This window comes from Pseudomonas aegrilactucae, assembly GCF_019168305.1.
In the GTDB taxonomy this organism is placed as follows: domain Bacteria; phylum Pseudomonadota; class Gammaproteobacteria; order Pseudomonadales; family Pseudomonadaceae; genus Aquipseudomonas; species Aquipseudomonas aegrilactucae.
Map to the genome: position 1 here is coordinate 26,931 of NZ_JAHTBI010000047.1, position 17,322 is coordinate 44,252.

Consider the following 17,322-nt stretch of genomic DNA (forward strand, 5'->3'; position numbering starts at 1 on the left):
AAGTGGTAGTTATAGACGCTACACCGCCGCCCACAGGTTTTTTTCCGCCAGGACAAAACTTCCCAGGCAAAACAGTGGTCTATGCCCCATAGAGAACACTTCAGAGGTCACACGCTAAATGACAGCAGTACTGGTCGGACAATTTCATGCTCGGGATGCTGAAGGACGCATCTACCCCGTCCATGAATTTCAGGAAGCCACCCTGCAGGCCGATGGAAGTGCCGCCACCCTGCCGATCACCAGCTACCGGCTGGCTATCGGCGACCGGGTCAACCACTTGGGCGAGGATCGCTTCGAGCTGGTACAGAGCGGTGTGGAGATCATCCGTATTCCCTGACGTACCCTGCGCGGCTTGAGCATTCGAGTCGCGCCACGCGCCTTTGTGCAGGCAAATAAAAAGGGCGATCCTTGCGGATCGCCCTTTTTATGTTCCGCCAGCATGGACGGAAATGTTTGGTAGGCACAATTGGATTCGAACCAACGACCCCCACCATGTCAAGGTGGTGCTCTAACCAACTGAGCTATGTGCCTGCTGAGGGCCGCATTCTACTCAGGTTCAGCCCCTTGCGTAAAGCGAAATGTGCAAAAAAATCAGCGACTTTGAACCTGGGCCCAGCAACCGCCCAAACGAAAAAGGCGACCCTTGCGGATCGCCTTTTTGTGTTCCGCCAGCAGGGGCGGAAATGTTTGGTAGGCACAATTGGATTCGAACCAACGACCCCCACCATGTCAAGGTGGTGCTCTAACCAACTGAGCTATGTGCCTGCTGTGAGGCGGCATTCTACGCAAACGAACCACAGTGTCAATACTTTTTTTGACGCTAAGCCACTGAATACTAATATTTTTTATCAACGGCCAAGATTCAGCGATTTGTACCGTCCGGCTGGCGGGTGTTTATTATTGTTGATACGATCTGCGCAATCGTAAAAAATATAGAACATACAACTACAAACCCAGAGGTGCCCGCGCATGGCCAACACCCCCTACCCCCAGTCGTATTACGCCGCCTCGGCCAACCCCGTCCCACAGCGCCCAAGCCTGCAGGAAGAAGTACAGACCGACGTCTGCGTGATCGGTGCGGGTTACACCGGCCTGTCCAGCGCCCTGTTCCTGCTCGAGAACGGCTTCAGCGTGACCGTGCTCGAAGCCGCCAAGGTCGGCTTTGGTGCTTCGGGCCGTAACGGCGGGCAGATCGTCAACAGCTACAGCCGCGACATCGACGTGATCGAGCGCACCGTCGGCCCCAAGCAGGCGCAACTGCTGGGCCAGATGGCTTTCGAGGGCGGGCGCATCATCCGCGAGCGCGTGGCCAAGTACAACATCCAGTGCGACCTGAAAGACGGTGGCGTGTTTGCTGCATTGACCAGCAAGCAGATGGGCCACCTGGAGTCTCAGCAACGCCTGTGGGAGCGCTACGGCCACACCCAGCTGGAACTGATGGACCAGCGCCGCATCCGCGAAGTGGTCGCCTGTGACAGCTACATTGGCGGCATGCTCGACATGAGCGGCGGCCACATTCACCCGCTCAACCTGGCGCTGGGCGAAGCCGCCGCCGTTGAATCGCTGGGCGGCAAGATCTACGAACAGTCCCCGGCCATCCGCATCGAGCGTGGTGCCAACCCGGTGGTGCACACCCCGCAAGGCAAGGTGCGGGCCAAGTTCATCATCGTGGCCGGCAACGCCTACCTGGGCAACCTGGTACCGGAACTGGCCTCCAAGTCGATGCCGTGCGGCACCCAGGTGATCACCACCGAGCCGTTGAGCGAAGAACTGGCCCGTACCCTGCTGCCCCAGGACTACTGTGTCGAGGACTGCAACTACCTGCTCGACTACTACCGCCTGACCGGCGACAAGCGCCTGATCTTCGGCGGTGGTGTGGTGTACGGCGCGCGTGACCCGGCCAACATCGAGGCCATCATTCGTCCGAAAATGCTCAAGGCCTTCCCGCAGCTCAAGGATGTGAAGATCGACTACGCCTGGACCGGCAACTTCCTGCTGACCCTGTCGCGCCTGCCACAGGTGGGTCGCCTGGGCGACAACATCTATTACTCGCAGGGCTGCAGCGGTCACGGCGTGACCTATACCCACCTGGCTGGCAAGGTGCTGGCCGAGGCCCTGCGCGGCCAGGCCGAGCGCTTCGACGCCTTCGCCGAACTGCCGCACTACCCATTCCCCGGCGGGCAGATGCTGCGCGTACCGTTCAGCGCGCTGGGTGCGTGGTACTACAGCCTGCGCGACCGCCTGGGCGTGTAACCGCGCACCACCCGGCCGTCATTGCCCCAGGGCGGTGACGGCCTGGCGCGCCGCCTGCTCCTGGCCGGCCTGTGCCAGTTCGTTGGCGGCCTTGAGCCAGCGTTGCCGGTCCACCTGGGCCGGCAGTTGGCCTGGCGGCTGCACCAGCACCGCCCAACTTCCCTCTTTCTTCCAGGCGCCGGCAAAATCGTCGAAGTCCATCAGCAGGCGCCGGTTGTTGCCTGCGCGCAGGAGCACCCGCGATTTATAGCGGTCATACCCGATCAGCACGCCATAGCGCGGCTCGCTCCAGAACGCAGAACCTTCCTGATAGCGCAACAGCACCGGATTGCCCGCGGCCACCTGGGCCAGCAAGGCCGGCAGGCTGGCGTCCAGCGGGTACACCAGCATGCCGTACTGGCGGGCTGCGGTTTGCATCGACCCCTGCAGTTTGTCCACGCCCTGAGGCAGTTGCAGCGCGCCCTCGAGCAGGCCGGGGGTGATGCGCACGCCCTGCTGCGAGAGGATCGCAGCCAGGGCCATGGGCGCGCTCTGGTAGGCAACCCCCCGGTAGAACGGCACCGCACCTAGCTCGACCCGCTGCGGCAGGCTCTTGAGCTGGGACGAGGGCTGGCTGGCACAGCCGACCAGGCTCGCGGCCAGCGCGCAGGCCAGCAACAGGTGACGGGAGAGACGACGTTTCGAGGCAATGGGCAGCATGGACACTCGCTTTGGGCTGATGCCAGGTACACGAACGCCCGGCCACTGGCCTGCGATGATAGGCCCGCTGAAGCGTGGGGTATAGCCCGAAGCGGGCTTAGAGCGAACTGAACCAAGGCGCGGGGCCATTGGTCAACCGATTGTCACAGGCGATGGGCTAGACTGAGCTTGTGTCCGAATGGCGAGCCCAGCTTGCCCAGTCGAAGGAGGCACGCAATGAGTCTGACGATGGGAATCTTTCTGTTGATCGGCACGTGGCTGGTGGTTGCCGCGGCCATGCTCTGGGGCGTGTTGCGCATTGCGCGGCGCCATCACCTGCACCACCCGCAGCCGCGCAAGGCTGCACCTGCGGTACAACGACACGCCAACGCGCATTGATGCACGGGTGAACTGACCCAATCCGCGTAACGGCTTTCGCCAGCAACGCTGGCTCCTGCAAGGAGCAAGCATTGCCGGCGAAGGTTTTATCCAGCCTGGTTTTCCAGCGCTTCGCGCTTCTCACGCGCACGGCGCGACATGATGTTGAGGACCTCGATCAAGGTCGAGAACGCCATGGCGGCATACACGTAGCCTTTAGGCACATGCGCGCCAAAACCTTCGGCGATCAGGGTCATGCCGATCATGATCAGGAAGCCCAGCGCCAGCATCACCACGGTCGGGTTGTCGTTGATGAACTTGGCCAGCGGGTCGGCCGCCACCAGCATCACGATCACGGCACTGACCACCGCGATGATCATGATCGGCAAGTGCTCGGTCATGCCCACGGCGGTAATGATGCTGTCGATCGAGAACACGATGTCCAGCACCAGGATCTGACCGATAGCCGCAGCGAAGCCCAGGGTGACGGTGGACGACGCCTTGGTTTCTTCCTTGGCACGCGGATCGACGCTGTGGTGGATTTCCGACGTGGCCTTCCACAACAGGAACAGGCCGCCCGCGATCAGGATCATGTCCTTCCACGAGAATGCATGCCCGAACACATCGATCACCGGCTCGGTCAGTTGCACGATCCACGCGATGGTGCTCAGCAGGCCCAAACGCATCACCAGCGCCATGCTGATACCGATGCGCCGCGCCTTGGAGCGGAACTGCTCGGGCAACTTGTTGGTCAGGATCGAGATAAAGATCAGGTTGTCGATACCCAGCACGATTTCCATCGCCACCAGAGTGGCCAGGGCGACCCAGGCGGTCGGGCTTGCAGCAAGTTCCAGCAGGTATTCCATGGATCAATCCTGAATCAGTGTGAAGAAAGGGTCAGATTTCCTGGGCGCTTTTATCGCGCTCGGGTTTGCTCTGGGGCGTGTCCTGGCCATCGTCAGGCTTTTTTGCCAACTGCGAGCCGGTGGCATCGCTAAGCGCCTGCTGGGCCGCGTCGTTGGTCTTGTCGATCGCTTCCTTGGCCGACTCGGCCGCCTGGTTGAGCATCTGCTGCGCGGACTTTTCCGCCTGGTCGCAACCGCTCATGGCAAACAGCGCCAACAGCATCACCAAGGGTGTACCGATCGATTTGAATTGAAGCATGGGTTCCTCGCTTTGCACGTCTGGCATTGATAGCGAGGCATTCTAAAGAGCACGAAACATCAGGAAAATTCGTATTTTCAGCGGTTATACTTCGGTTTTTACGAATCGGGGATCGCCATGCTCAATTACCGGCAGTTGCATTACTTCTGGGCGGTAGCCAAAACCGGCAGCATCGTGCGCGCCGGCGAACAGCTCAACCTTACCCCTCAGACCATCAGCGGGCAGATCAGCCTGCTCGAACACAGCTATGGCATCGAGCTGTTTCGCCGCGTGGGCCGCCAGCTGGAGCTGACCGAAACCGGGCGCCAGGCATTGTCCTACGCCGAACAGATGTTCCAGATTGGCGGCGAGCTCGAAGCGGTACTGCGCGCCCAGCCCAACGAGCAGCAGATCCTGTTCCGGGTCGGGGTGGCCGATGTGGTGCCCAAGTCGATCGTGTACCGCCTGCTCGCCCCCACCATGGAGCTGCCCGAGCCACTGCGCCTGAGCTGTCGCGAAGACAAGCTCGAGCGGCTGCTCGCGGACCTGGCGATCCAGCGCCTGGACATGGTCATTTCCGACAGCCCCATGCCCAGCCACCTGGACATCAAGGGCTACAGCCAGAAGCTCGGTGAATGCGGCATCAGCTTCTTCGCCACCCCGGCACTGGCCGCCTTGCACCCGGCGCCCTTCCCCGTCGGCCTGCAGCACGCACCGATGCTCATCCCCGGCCAGGAGACGGTGGTGCGCAGCCGGCTGCTGCGCTGGTTTGCCGAACAGCAGTTGCAACCGCGCATCGTCGGCGAATTCGACGACAGTGCGCTGATGCAGGCCTTCGGCCAATCGGGCAGCGGCATCTTCATCGCGCCCAGCGTGATCGCCGATGAAGTGTGCCGCCAGTATGGTGTGGAGCTGATCGGCCAGACCGACGCGGTAACCGAATCGTTCTACGCCATTTCGGTGGAGCGCAAGGTCAAGCACCCGGGCATCGTGGCGATCACCGAAGGCGCACGGCGCGAGCTGTTCAACTGGCCGGTGACGTGAACCGCGCACGGTTCGCCAGTGACATTTACACCCCGACGTTAAACAACCCACGGCCGCAACCGTTCATATAAGCGGCGCGCATACTAACAGCGACACCCGGCCTCACCTACCACAAGCAGCCACCTGCGCTAAGCGCTGGCGTGCTGTGCTAAAGTCGCGCCCCTTTCGCAACCGGCATAGCCCGACGCGCTGCGCCAGTACCGCACCCGTGCACAAGAACGAGAAACACCTGTCATGACTCCAGTGCTTAACCTGTTGAACCGTACCAGCCTGGTACTGCAGATCGTCGTCGGCCTGGTGGCCGGTATTGCCGTGGCACTGCTATGGCCGGCGGCGGCGCTGAACCTGGCCTTTATCGGCAAGGTATTCGTCAGCGCCCTGAAGGCGGTGGCTCCGATCCTGGTCTTCGTGCTGGTGATGGCGTCGATCGCCAACCACAAGCAGGACCAGCAAACCCACATCCGGCCCATCCTGACGCTGTACCTGCTGAGTACCTTCGGTGCTGCAGTGGTGGCGGTGATCGCCAGCATGGTGTTCCCCTCGGAGCTGGTGCTGGCCACACACAATGCCAGCATGAACCCGCCCGGCAGCATCAGTGACGTGCTGCAGGGCCTGCTGCTGAGCGTGGTCGACAACCCGGTCACGGCGCTGGTCAATGCCAACTTCATCGGCATCCTGGCCTGGGCCATCGCCCTGGGCGTGGCCATGCGCCACGCAAGCGATACCACACGTACGGCCATCGACGACCTGTCCAACGGCGTGACCCAGATCGTACGCCTGGTGATCCGCTTCGCTCCCCTGGGCATTTTCGGGCTGGTGGCGGCGACCCTGGCCGAGTCTGGCGTGGGCGCCCTGCTGGGCTACCTGCACCTGCTGACAGTGCTGATCGGCTGCATGCTGTTCGTGGCACTGGTGATGAACCCGTTGATCGTGTTCTGGAAGATTCGCCGCAACCCGTTCCCGCTGACCCTGCTGTGCCTGCGAGAAAGCGGCATCACCGCCTTCTTCACCCGCAGCTCGGCCGCCAACATCCCAGTCAACCTGGCCCTGAGCGAAAAGCTCGGCCTGCACGAAGACACCTATTCGGTCTCTATCCCGCTGGGTGCAACCATCAACATGGCCGGCGCCGCGATCACCATCACCGTGCTCACCCTGGCGGCCGTGCACACCCTGGGCATCACCGTCGACCTGCCGACCGCCATCCTGCTCAGTATCGTCGCTGCAGTCTGTGCGTGCGGCGCCTCGGGTGTGGCGGGCGGTTCGCTGCTGCTGATCCCGCTGGCCTGCAGCCTGTTCGGTATTCCCAGCGAAATCGCCATGCAGGTGGTGGCGGTGGGCTTCATCATCGGCATCCTGCAGGACTCGGCCGAAACCGCGCTGAACTCCTCCACCGACGTGCTGTTCACGGCGGCCGCCTGCGAGGCCGAAGAGCGTCAGGCTGCCTGACACGCCGAACAATGAAAAAGCCCGGCAAGGCTCACACCTTGCCGGGCTTTTTTTGTGCGCGGCGGTCTAGAACGCGCCCATGTAGTCACGCTTGCCGACTTCCACACCGTTGTGGCGCAGGATCGCGTAGGTGGTGGTGACGTGGAAGAAGAACTGCGGCAAGCCGTAGGTCAGCAGGTAGGACTGGCCGCTGAAGCGCTTCTCCTTCGGCGTGCCGGGACGGGTGACGATCTCGATGCCTTCCTTTCCATCGATCTGTTGCGGCTGGATCTGCTCGATGAAGGCCAGCACCTTGGCGATCAAGGCCTGAAGCTCGGCGAAGGTGGCTTCGCTGTCGTCGTACTTGGGCAGCTCGACCTCGGCCAGGCGCGCCGAAACACCCTTGGCGAAGTCGACGGCGATCTGGACCTGGCGCACCAGCGGGAACATGTCGGGGTACAGACGGGCCTGCAGGAAGGCGTTGGCATCGATGTTCTTCGCCTCGGCATGTGCCTGGGCCTTGTTCAGCACATCGCTCAGGGCGTTGAGCATCTGCTTGAAGACTGGAACGGAAGCGGCGTAAAGGGAAATGGTCATGATGATCTCGACAGGGTGAAAAAAGGACTGGCGCGATTATAGACCGGCTTGCGTGCAGCAGGCGGCTTGTCTTTTATCCTGCAAGGATTAGGCTGGTGACCTTCCACAGCATAGGGAAAGCGTGATGAGCACAGAGCAAGACACCCGCGATGACGAACCGCGCCTCGACAGCACGCAAATCCGGGTCCTCGGCGCCCTGATCGAAAAGCAGGCGACCAGCCCTGAAACCTACCCGCTCACCCTCAACGCCGTTGTGCTGGCCTGCAACCAGAAGACCAGCCGAGAACCGGTGATGAACCTGACCCAGGGCCAGGTCGGCCAGGCCTTGCGGTCCCTGGAAGGCCAAGGCATGGCGCGCTTGCAGATGGGCAGCCGCGCCGACCGCTGGGAGCAGCGTATCGACAAGGCGCTGGAGTTGGTACCGGCGCAGTTGATCCTGCTGGGGCTTATGTTCCTGCGCGGGCCGCAGACGGTCAATGAGCTGCTGACCCGCAGCAACCGCATGCATGAGTTCGAAGACTCGGAACAGGTGGTGCATCAGCTCGAGCGCCTGATCGCCAGGGGCTTGGCCCTGCACCTGCCGCGCCAGGCCGGGCAGCGTGAAGACCGTTATACCCATGCCTTTGGCGACCCGGCGGACATCGAGGCGATTCTCTCGGCACGCCAACAAGGCACCGAGCGTTCGAGCGGCGCTGTGTCGCCAGAGCGGATCGAAGCGCTGGAAGCACGGATTGCGGCGCTGGAAGAACGGCTGGCATTGCTGGAGTAGCGTGGATTGACGCTGGGGGCGGCGTTGATTTTTGTGCTGCAGATGCGCCAGCCCCCTACCCATCAATCGCCCCGAGCAAACGCCACCGCCGCAGCCACCTGCCGTGCATCCGGGCGCACGCCGGTATATAGCACGAACTGCTCCAGCGCCTGCAGCGCAATCACCTCCAGCCCGGTGATCACCGGCTTGCCTGCGGCCTGGGCGGCCACGATCAACGGCGTCTGTGCCGGCATGGCGACCACATCGAACACCACCTGCGCCGCCTCGATCGCCGCTTGCCCGAACGCCAACTGCTGCGCCTCGGCACCGCCGGCCATGCCGATCGGCGTCACGTTCACCAACACCTGCGCACGCACATCGTGTAGTTCGGCCTGCCAGCGATAGCCACACACCTGGGCCAGGCGCTCACCCGCCTCACGGTTGCGCGCAATGATTGTCCCGGCCTTGAAGCCGGCATCACGCAACGCGCACGCCACCGCCTTGGCCATGCCGCCACTGCCGCGCAGTGCCACGCTCGATGCGGGGTCCAGCCGATGCTGCTCGATCAACTGGCGCACCGCCAGATAATCGGTGTTGTAACCCTTCAGATGCCCCTGTGTATTGACCAGGGTATTGACCGAGTCGATCGTGGCCGCCGACGGGTCCAGTTCATCGAGCAACGGGATGCAGGCCTCCTTGTATGGCATCGACACCCCACACCCGCGCACGCCCAGCGCGCGAATACCACCCACGGCCGCCGGCAGGTCGCCGGTGGTCATGGCCTTGTAGTAATAATCGAGCCCCAGCTGCTGGTACAGATGGTTATGAAAACGCACCCCGAAGGTGCCGGGCCGGCCTGCCAGGGACATGCACAGTACGGTGTCTTTGCTGGGAAACATCAGGCGACTCCTTGAAAACGGCGGGTGCACCAGTATGCACAACTGTTATCCCCGCGCCCTGTCATGGGTTTATCGAAAACACCAGCGTCGGTGTAAGCCGCCGCCCATGGTGGGGGCGGCTGGCATGGCGGGCGCCCTGCACGTACAACACTCGATGGAGTGCCTTTTATCGTTACAACATTGGTACAGGGTTAAATAAATTTCATAGTTGGCCCAATGTTTACGGGGCAATCGACACAACATCAACCATACTCATAAAATGTAACGGCTTGTAATAAGAAAAACCCTTGCACAGCCAACGACATACCCACATTTAGTGAGCACCAACGTGAAAACCTCCCTGTCTATCCTCAGCCTGCTGCTGTTGCTCACTGGCACTGCCAGCGTCACGTCGAATGCTGTTGCGCAACCCGCCCCGCAGGTCCAGCGAGACCCGTCCAAGCTGCACCTGGCCTCCGGCAGTGCACTGCTGATCGACCTGCAGACCAACAAGGTGCTGTACGCGAGCAATCCAGACCGCGTGGTACCGATTGCCTCGGTGACCAAATTGATGACCGCCATGGTCGTGCTCGACGCCAAACAGGCCATGGACGAACCCCTGACCATCACCATCGCCCAGGCCAAGGAAATGAAAGGCGTATACTCGCGGGTTCGCTTAGGGAGTGAGTTGAACCGTCGCGATACCCTGCTGATCACCCTGATGTCGTCGGAGAACCGCGCCGCCGCCACCCTCGCCCACCACTACCCGGGCGGCTATGGCGCCTTCATCAAGGCGATGAACGCCAAGGCCAAGGCCTTGGGCATGAGCCATACGCGCTACGTGGAGCCCACCGGGCTGTCGACCAGCAACGTGTCCACTGCGCGCGACCTGAGCAAGTTGCTGATGGCCGCCCGCAGCTACCCGCTGCTGAGCGAGCTGAGCACCACCCGCGAGAAGACCGTGGCCTTTCGCAAGCCCAACTACACCCTGGGTTTTCGCAATACCGACCACCTGGTCAACAAGAGCAACTGGGATATCAAGCTGACCAAGACCGGCTTCACCAATGAGGCCGGCCACTGCCTGGTGCTGCTGACCAGGATGGACAACCGCCCGGTGGCGATGGTGATCCTGGATGCGTTCGGCAAATACACCCACTTTGCCGATGCCAGCCGCATGCGCCAGTGGCTGGAAACCGGCAGCGCCAAGCCGGCGCCGGCGGTGGCCATCCGCTACAAGGCCGAGCGCAGCCAGAACCGCCCGCTGGCCGACTGACCTGGAAGCTGCCGTGCCTTGCGCACGGCAGCGGTCATTCTCAAGCCGTGGTGTCGACCGCAGAGCCCGCGCTGCTGGTACCGGTCTCGTTCAACGCAGACAGCAACGCCGCAGTGACCTGCGCCAGTGCCGAGGTGGTGCCGTTCACCGCCGTTTGCGCGCTCAACACCGCCACCACCTTGGCGTCCGCCTCCATCTTGCTGGCCATGACCTGCTGCAACTGCTTCTGCTGCTCGGCCAACTGTTCCTGCAATTCCTTCATCCGCTGACGCAACTGCTGGATATGCGCCGACTCGCTGCTGCTCGACTCAGCCTCGGCCGGACCACCACCTGCCTTGGTCGCTTCGCCGCTCTTGGCCTCGGTAGCGTCCTGGGTGGTTTCATCAGCGGCAGCCAGCGCACTGGTTTCGCTTCCCTTGATCAGCGTCTTGCTGTCACTGGCAACCTGGGCCAGACCCGCGATGTTCAGCCCTGCCGAACCGATTACTGTCATGATCATGCCGTCCTGAGGCTGTGGGATTGCCCAGCTATCGGCTGCATTCCATAAAACTTTAGCCGGCCGCCCCCGGGGATAAATTTACCTCGCCACTCTTCGTCCTTCCCCTGACACCCGACCTTTGCCTGGCGCCTGCCCGGCACGTCGAACCGATCAGTATTGCGACCGAGATGGCAATGACCAGAACCCGTTCCCGAAAAGCCCTGACCATCGGCCTGCCCCTTGCGCTGGTGGCGGCCCTTGGCGCTGCTGCCTATCTGTACTGGCCGCCGACGCCCGCCTACCCACGCGCCATCATCGAGCAGGCCAATGCATTGCACGAGCACATGCTGTCCTTCGACAGCCACGTGACCGTGCCCCTGAACATGGGCAGCGCCGGCCACGAAGTGGACAAGGACAGCGGCGGGCAACTGGACCTGGTCAAGGCCGGCCACGGCCGTCTGTCCGGCGCCGCGCTGACGATCTTCGGCTGGCCGGAACTGTGGAACGGCCCGAACGCACCGCACCGCCCTACCCCCGGTTTCGTCGACGAGGCACGCAACCAGCAGGAAGTGCGCTACAAGATCATCACCACCATGGTGCGCGACTTCCCCAACCAGATCGGCATCGCCTACACCCCGGCCGACTTCCGACGCCTGCATGGCGAAGGCAAGTTCGCCATCTTCATCAGCATGCTCAACGCCTATCCGCTGGGCAACGACCTGTCCCAGCTCGACCTGTGGGCCGCACGCGGCATGCGCATGTTCGGCTTCAGCTACACCGGCAACAACGACTGGGCGGACTCCTCGCGCCCCTTGCCGTTCTTCAACGACACAGCCGACGCCCTGGGCGGGCTGTCACCGATCGGTGAGCAGGCGGTCAAGCGCCTCAACGACCTGGGGGTGATCATCGACGTCTCGCAGATGTCGACCCTGGCCCTGGAAGACGTGGCCCGCTTGAGCCGCACGCCGATCGTGGCCTCGCACTCGGCGCCACGGGCGCTGGTGGATATCCCGCGCAACCTCAGCGACAAGGAGCTGCAACTGATCAAGGACAGCGACGGGGTAGTACAGGTGGTCGGGTTCGGCACCTACCTCAAGCCCCTGAGCAAGCCGACCCTGGACAAGCTTGAGGCACTGCGCGCGCGCTTCGACCTGCAACCGCTGCAAAGCCTGACCAATGCCCTGATGCCAGGCGATGCAGTGATCGCGATCTGGCCCGAAGCACGCTTTGGCGAGTACGCCGGCAGCCTCTACGGGATCATCGACGAGGAGCCCAAGGCCACCCTCAAGGACTTGGGCGATGCCATCGACTACGTGGTGAAGAAGATCGGCATCGACCATGTCGGCATCAGTTCCGACTTCAACGATGGCGGCGGGCTGGACGGCTGGAAGGATGTCAGCGAAATCCGCAACGTCACCGCCGAACTGCTCAGCCGCGGCTATTCCGAGGCCGACATTGCCAAGCTCTGGGGCGGCAACTTCCTGCGCGTCTGGGCCCAGGTGCAGGCCGCCGCACAGCCCGTCGCCACGCTGACCCCTTGAACCCTATCGAGCGCAGACATGACTGACCGTCGTACGTTTCTCAAGCAGGCCGGCGTACTCGCCGCCAGCCTGCCCCTGGCCAGCAGCCTGTTGCCCGCGGCACAGGCGGCCACGGCCGCGCCACTGAGCGGCCCGGACAAGTGGCGCAACCTGCGCCAGCTGTTCCCGCTGGACCCGAACGTGGCGCATTTCGCCAATTTCCTGGTCACAGCCCACCCCAGGCCGGTGCAGGATGCCATCGACCGGTTCCGTGCCGAACTCGACCGCAACCCCGCCGAGCAGATGGACTGGGAAAGCCAGAACGAGTGGAAACGCGAGGGCGAAGTGCGCAACTGGGCCGCCCGCTACCTGGAGGTCAAGCCCCGCCAGATCGCCCTGACCGGCAGCACCACCGAAGGGCTGGGCATGATCTACGGTGGCCTGCAGGTAGGCCCCGAGCAGGAGATCCTGACCACCGTGCACGAGCACTACAGCACCCACAACTGCCTGGCGTTCCGCCAACAGCGCCAGGGCACGAAAGTCCGCAAGCTGCGCCTGTTCGAGCAGCCCTGGCAGGTGTCCACCGACCAGGTGCTGAGCACCATCGAGCAGAACATCCGCCCCAACACCCGTGTGCTGGGCATGACCTGGGTGCACTCGGGCAGTGGCGTCAAGCTGCCGGTCGGCGAGATCGGCGAACTGGTACGCCGCCACAATCGCGAGCGCAGCGAGCAGGAGCGCATCCTGTATGTGGTGGACGGCGTGCACGGCTTTGGGGTCGAGAATCAACGCTTCGACGACTTCAACTGCGACTACTTCATTGCCGGCACCCACAAGTGGATGTTCGGCCCGCGCGGCACGGGGATCATCTGCGCAGCATCCGAGAAGATGCAGCATCTGGTTCCAACCTTCGCCACCTTCTCCGAGGACGAAGACTTCGCCACCATCATGACCCCGGGCGGCTACCACGCGTTCGAACACCGCTGGGCGCTGGGCACAGCGTTCGAGCTGCACCTGCAACTGGGCAAGGCCGACGTGCAGGCACGCATCCACCAGCTCAACGATGCCCTCAAGCAGCGCCTGCGCGAACACAAGGCCATCGAGCTGGTGACGCCGCTGAGCCGCGAGCACTCAGCCGGCTTCACCTTCTTTCGGATCAAGGACCGTGACCCCGACGCCGTGGCCGCCTACCTGGTGCAGAACGGCGTGATGGTCGACGCGGTGGAGCGCGATGCGGGCGCAGTGATCCGCTTTGCACCCAGCCTGCTTAACGATGAGCAGCAGATCGATCAGGCCATGCGCCTGCTGGCCCGGCAATGGTGAAGCGGGCCTGCCAGTAAATTCCGGCCCTGACAGCTCGTTCTATCGGTGTACTTGCGCAGGATTGGGGCGAGCGCGCCATACGCCCCAAATCGACCATCCAAGGAATCGCAACCATGAGCCAGACCGCTGCATCCGAAAAAATCCACGACCTCATCGGCGTTGGCTTCGGCCCTTCCAACCTGGCCCTGGCCATTGCCCTGGAAGAACTTGCCCAAACCAACGGCCACGCCCTCGATGCGCTGTTCATCGACAAACAGAGCGACTACCGCTGGCACGGCAACACCCTGGCGACCCAGAGCGAACTGCAGATTTCATTCCTCAAGGACCTGGTATCGCTGCGCAACCCCACCAGCCCCTACAGCTTCGTCAACTACCTGCACCAGAAAAAACGCCTGGCCGACTTCATCAACCTGGGCACGTTCTACCCCTGCCGCCTGGAGTACAACGACTACCTGCGCTGGGCCGCCGAACACTTCGCCACCCAGGCCGTGTACGGTGAGGAAATCCTGCGGGTGGAACCGGAACTGCTGAACGGGCGCATCGATCACCTGCGCGTCATTTCACGCGACCCGCAGGGCCAGGAACACCAGCGTCGCGCGCGCTCGGTGGTGGTCGGCAGCGGCGGCACGCCGAAGATTCCTGCGGCCTTCGCGCCGTTCAAGGGCGACCCGCGGGTGTTCCACCACTCCCAGTACCTGAACAGCCTCCAGCAGTTGCCCTGCAGCCAGGGCAAGCCCATGCGCATTGCGATCATCGGCTCCGGGCAGAGCGCCGCTGAAGCACTGATCGACCTGAACGACAGCTACCCATCGGTCAAGGCGGACATGATCCTGCGTGGCTCTGCGCTCAAGCCGGCCGACGACAGCCCATTCGTGAACGAGGTGTTCACGCCCGACTACACCGACCTGGTGTTCAATCAGCCCAAGGCCGAACGCGCCAAGCTGATTTCCGAGTACCACAACACCAACTATTCGGTGGTGGACGTCGACCTGATCGAACGCATCTACGGCATGCTCTACCGCCAGAAAGTCGCGCACCAGTATCGCCACGCCGTGCTCTGCCGACGGCATATCGAGGCGGTGGTCAACACCGACAAAGGCATCGAGTTGACCCTGCGCGACCTGGCCACCGATATCCAGCACACCCAGGTGTACGACGCCGTGATCCTGGCAACCGGGTATGAGCGTCGTTCGCATCGCGAGCTGCTGGCCCCGCTGCAACAGCACCTGAAGGACTTCGAAGTCGGCCGTGACTACCGCGTACTGGCATCGCCGGAGCTCGACGCGCCAGTGTACCTGCAAGGTTTCTGTGAGGCCTCGCACGGCTTGAGCGATACACTGCTGTCGGTGCTGCCCGTGCGGGCCGCCGAGATCGGTCAGTCGCTGTACCAGCGCCTGGGCAAGCGCGCGGCCAACGCACGCCCTGCCGCGACCCTGGCCAGCGCCTGAAATGCCTGAACCTGTCAGCGCTTCATGCAGCGCTGATAGCGCTCATCCACCCGCCTGGCGAACCACGCCGTGGTCAGCTGGCGGGTAATCTTCGGGCTCTTGAGCTCGATACCCGGCAACTGCGCACGCGGTAGCGGCTTGCCCGCTGCCTTGTCTGCCAGGGCATAGACCTGCAGATACAGGCGGGTCTGCTCGAATTCCAGGCTGTCGCCTTGCTCCAGCTGGCTGCGAAGGGTCGGGTTGCGCAGACCAAGCCTGTCACCCAATTGGCGCGCGGCCTTCTCCGTTGCCCCGGGGAAGATCGACCCCGGCGCGATCAAGTCACCGTCCAGCGCCAGCACCACTCCCGACACCCTGCTCAGCGCCTGCTGAAACGCGGCATTGCGACTCGCATACCAGCCGGCATTGAAGTCGGCAAAACGATACAGCGGCCGCTCGTAATGGGTCCGATACCCCAGCAGGTGGGCAATCCCGAAATACAGGCCGCCGCGACGGGTAAAGACCTCCTGGCGAAGGGTACCGCTGTACGGGTACGGGTAGTCCCTGGCGTGCTGCTCGGCGAACGCGATGCTGACCTGCATCGGCCCGCCGGTGTGCACCGGGTTCAGGCCACCGAGCACGCTGCTGCCCAGCGGCAACGAACCGATCAGGTCATCGAAGATCGCACTCAACTGCTTCTCGCTGCGGGCCGCCGCAAGGCGCTGCTGGTAGGTCTTGCCATCCGGTGAGCGGGTTTGCAGCGCGGCATTGACCAGCAGTTGCGGCACATGCAGGCCCGCCGCACGGCGATCGATCTCGGCACGGGCAATGCGGCCCAGGTTGGGCACCTGCGGGTCGGATTGAAAAGTCGATTCCTGCTCGGTGACGGCCAGTACCGCACACAGGTTGCTGCGGCTGGGGTCGAGTTGCTGCGCAGCGAACGCGGTCTGGATATCGGCCGCCCAACCCTCGCGATCAGGTGTGGTGCCGGGAATCAGGGCGACCAGCGTGGCGCGCACCTGGGCGGCAGAAGGCTGCTGTGGGCCAGGCCGGCTCACACACCCCTGCAACAGCATGAGTGCTGCCCCAAGCCCTACCCAACCCCGTACCCCCATGCGCCACCTCCAACACCCAGCCGATGCCGCACAGTACGCAGTTCAACCGGGCAGGTGCAAGGTGAAGGGGATTTTCAACGGCTCTTCGGCGGCCGGCGCCAGGCCGCACATTTCGTCATGCACCACCTTCTGCACCAGCACGCACGGCACGGCCGGCAATCCGTGCAACAGTTGCCGGGCATGGCTGGTGGAACGCACGCGCAAACCTGCGCCCTGCTCGTCGAGCACACCGTGCACAGTGGCCCCGCGTCGCGCCTGCAACACGTAGATGCCGCCCTCCAGCGACACCAGGCGCAACTCGTCGATCTGCCCGGCCTGAGCCAGTTCGGTCAATTGTTGAAGGTTCATCGTCAGTGCTCCTCATCGGGTCAGCCTTGCACAGGCGTTGCCGATGGCGCCGCTGGCAACGGCGGGCATGCGAACCGTCAGGCCGGCTCGATGCGCACACTACCTCAGAAGGAGGTACATGCTTCAAATAGTTGTACACAAATCGGAGTTTGTACAGCCAAAAACGAAAAGGCCGCCCACCGCCTCATCCCAGCACGATGAAATCGCTGCGCTGCACCAAGGGCGCGTGCGGCCCCGGCACCAGGTGCACGAAACGTCCACCCAACTGGTCAATGGCGATGCAGTCGTCCACATCCAGCAGCGCATCGGTATGCGCCTGCCCCCAGTCGCGTGCCATGTACTGCTTGCCCAGGCGCCTGGCCTGGGCCTTGTCGGTCGCCACCACCAGCACATAGCGGTGCGCCTCGCCGAAGCAGCCAGGCTCGTAGCCGCCAAGGTTGATGAAGTACAGGCGTGGCTCCCCCGGCGCCGGCTGCGCCTCGGACCACTGCAGCCTGTAGCCTTCGAGCCCATCGACCTCAAGCCATGAATCGATGTGCACCCCCTTGGGGCTGCCAAACCATTGCTCACGCAGTTGCGGATAGGCCGCTTCCAGGGTGGGCGCCACCACGAACGCAACATCGTGGACCTCGATACGGGCACGCGGGTGCTTGCCCCCCAGCATCACGACGTAGAGCATGAGTTCACCGTCACC

General features: G+C 63.1%; 19 protein-coding genes and 2 tRNA genes. 10 read left to right on the forward strand and 11 right to left on the reverse strand.

Annotated features, from left to right (window positions below; all coding sequences use genetic code 11):
• Positions 1-118 precede the first annotated feature (118 nt).
• Positions 119-337 carry a hypothetical protein gene (locus KUO17_RS13590; RefSeq protein ID WP_217976067.1) on the forward strand — a complete coding sequence of 73 codons (219 nt, stop codon included), beginning with the start codon at positions 119-121 and terminating at the stop codon, positions 335-337.
• Between the two features lie 117 nt (positions 338-454).
• Here KUO17_RS13590 and KUO17_RS13595 read toward each other — a convergent pair.
• Positions 455-531, reverse strand: a tRNA-Val gene (locus KUO17_RS13595).
• A gap of 157 nt (positions 532-688) precedes the next feature.
• Positions 689-765 (reverse strand) — tRNA-Val (locus KUO17_RS13600).
• Between the two features lie 204 nt (positions 766-969).
• On the opposite strand from KUO17_RS13600, the gene KUO17_RS13605 reads away from it, so the two are divergent.
• The gene (locus tag KUO17_RS13605) at positions 970-2,253 is read left to right on the forward strand and encodes an NAD(P)/FAD-dependent oxidoreductase (RefSeq protein ID WP_217976068.1); all 1,284 of its coding nucleotides are present in this window, start codon (positions 970-972) and stop codon (positions 2,251-2,253) included.
• Between the two features lie 18 nt (positions 2,254-2,271).
• Here KUO17_RS13605 and KUO17_RS13610 read toward each other — a convergent pair whose 3' ends face one another.
• Positions 2,272-2,952 carry a peptidase C39 family protein gene (locus KUO17_RS13610; protein ID WP_217976069.1) on the reverse strand — a complete coding sequence of 227 codons (681 nt, stop codon included), beginning with the start codon at positions 2,950-2,952 and terminating at the stop codon, positions 2,272-2,274.
• A gap of 216 nt (positions 2,953-3,168) precedes the next feature.
• On the opposite strand from KUO17_RS13610, the gene KUO17_RS13615 reads away from it, so the two are divergent.
• Positions 3,169-3,330, forward strand: coding sequence for a hypothetical protein (locus KUO17_RS13615; RefSeq protein WP_217976070.1), 162 nt, complete (start codon positions 3,169-3,171; stop codon positions 3,328-3,330).
• Between the two features lie 86 nt (positions 3,331-3,416).
• Here KUO17_RS13615 and KUO17_RS13620 read toward each other — a convergent pair whose 3' ends face one another.
• Positions 3,417-4,175 carry a TerC family protein gene (locus tag KUO17_RS13620; RefSeq protein WP_217976071.1) on the reverse strand — a complete coding sequence of 253 codons (759 nt, stop codon included), beginning with the start codon at positions 4,173-4,175 and terminating at the stop codon, positions 3,417-3,419.
• A 31-nt stretch (positions 4,176-4,206) separates the two neighbouring features.
• Positions 4,207-4,473 carry a hypothetical protein gene (locus tag KUO17_RS13625; RefSeq protein ID WP_217976072.1) on the reverse strand — a complete coding sequence of 89 codons (267 nt, stop codon included), beginning with the start codon at positions 4,471-4,473 and terminating at the stop codon, positions 4,207-4,209.
• Between the two features lie 117 nt (positions 4,474-4,590).
• On the opposite strand from KUO17_RS13625, the gene nhaR reads away from it, so the two are divergent.
• Positions 4,591-5,496 carry a transcriptional activator NhaR gene (nhaR, locus tag KUO17_RS13630; RefSeq protein WP_217976073.1) on the forward strand — a complete coding sequence of 302 codons (906 nt, stop codon included), beginning with the start codon at positions 4,591-4,593 and terminating at the stop codon, positions 5,494-5,496.
• Between the two features lie 234 nt (positions 5,497-5,730).
• Positions 5,731-6,942 (forward strand): serine/threonine transporter SstT, encoded by a 1,212-nt coding sequence (gene sstT / locus KUO17_RS13635; RefSeq protein ID WP_217976074.1) that lies wholly within the window; start codon positions 5,731-5,733, stop codon positions 6,940-6,942.
• A gap of 66 nt (positions 6,943-7,008) precedes the next feature.
• On the opposite strand, the gene KUO17_RS13640 is transcribed toward sstT, so the two are convergent.
• Positions 7,009-7,518, reverse strand: a complete 510-nt coding sequence (locus tag KUO17_RS13640) for a DUF1993 domain-containing protein (protein WP_217976075.1) — start codon at positions 7,516-7,518, stop codon at positions 7,009-7,011.
• A gap of 124 nt (positions 7,519-7,642) precedes the next feature.
• Between KUO17_RS13640 and KUO17_RS13645 the strand changes: the two genes are divergently transcribed.
• Positions 7,643-8,287, forward strand: a complete 645-nt coding sequence (locus tag KUO17_RS13645; RefSeq protein ID WP_217976076.1) for a YceH family protein — start codon at positions 7,643-7,645, stop codon at positions 8,285-8,287.
• A gap of 62 nt (positions 8,288-8,349) precedes the next feature.
• Here KUO17_RS13645 and KUO17_RS13650 read toward each other — a convergent pair whose 3' ends face one another.
• Positions 8,350-9,165 carry a shikimate 5-dehydrogenase gene (locus tag KUO17_RS13650; protein WP_217976077.1) on the reverse strand — a complete coding sequence of 272 codons (816 nt, stop codon included), beginning with the start codon at positions 9,163-9,165 and terminating at the stop codon, positions 8,350-8,352.
• A 328-nt stretch (positions 9,166-9,493) separates the two neighbouring features.
• Between KUO17_RS13650 and pbpG the strand changes: the two genes are divergently transcribed.
• On the forward strand, positions 9,494-10,417 hold the full coding sequence (gene pbpG, locus KUO17_RS13655; protein ID WP_217976078.1) for a D-alanyl-D-alanine endopeptidase: 924 nt from the start codon (positions 9,494-9,496) through the stop codon (positions 10,415-10,417).
• A gap of 40 nt (positions 10,418-10,457) precedes the next feature.
• On the opposite strand, the gene KUO17_RS13660 is transcribed toward pbpG, so the two are convergent.
• Entirely contained in the window at positions 10,458-10,910 is a 453-nt protein-coding gene (locus KUO17_RS13660; protein WP_217976079.1) for a hypothetical protein, read from the reverse strand.
• A gap of 179 nt (positions 10,911-11,089) precedes the next feature.
• Between KUO17_RS13660 and pvdM the strand changes: the two genes are divergently transcribed.
• The 3 genes from pvdM (at position 11,090) to KUO17_RS13675 (ending at position 15,186) form a co-directional block, all read left to right on the forward strand.
• Positions 11,090-12,436, forward strand: a complete 1,347-nt coding sequence (pvdM, locus tag KUO17_RS13665) for a pyoverdine-tailoring dipeptidase-like protein PvdM (RefSeq protein WP_217976080.1) — start codon at positions 11,090-11,092, stop codon at positions 12,434-12,436.
• An 18-nt stretch (positions 12,437-12,454) separates the two neighbouring features.
• Complete coding sequence (pvdN, locus tag KUO17_RS13670) at positions 12,455-13,738, forward strand: pyoverdine-tailoring periplasmic protein PvdN (protein WP_217976081.1); 1,284 nt, start codon at positions 12,455-12,457, stop codon at positions 13,736-13,738.
• A gap of 113 nt (positions 13,739-13,851) precedes the next feature.
• Positions 13,852-15,186, forward strand: a complete 1,335-nt coding sequence (locus tag KUO17_RS13675; RefSeq protein WP_217976082.1) for a lysine N(6)-hydroxylase/L-ornithine N(5)-oxygenase family protein — start codon at positions 13,852-13,854, stop codon at positions 15,184-15,186.
• A gap of 14 nt (positions 15,187-15,200) precedes the next feature.
• Here the strand turns inward: KUO17_RS13675 and KUO17_RS13680 are convergent, their stop codons facing one another.
• The 3 genes from KUO17_RS13680 to KUO17_RS13690 form a co-directional block, all read right to left on the reverse strand.
• Entirely contained in the window at positions 15,201-16,280 is a 1,080-nt protein-coding gene (locus KUO17_RS13680) for a DUF1615 domain-containing protein (protein ID WP_217976083.1), read from the reverse strand.
• A 42-nt stretch (positions 16,281-16,322) separates the two neighbouring features.
• The gene (locus KUO17_RS13685) at positions 16,323-16,628 is read right to left on the reverse strand and encodes a DUF6482 family protein (protein WP_217976084.1); all 306 of its coding nucleotides are present in this window, start codon (positions 16,626-16,628) and stop codon (positions 16,323-16,325) included.
• Between the two features lie 184 nt (positions 16,629-16,812).
• Positions 16,813-17,307: a DUF1543 domain-containing protein gene (locus KUO17_RS13690; RefSeq protein WP_217976085.1), complete on the reverse strand. Its 495-nt coding sequence runs from the start codon at positions 17,305-17,307 to the stop codon at positions 16,813-16,815.
• Positions 17,308-17,322: the final 15 nt, after the last annotated feature.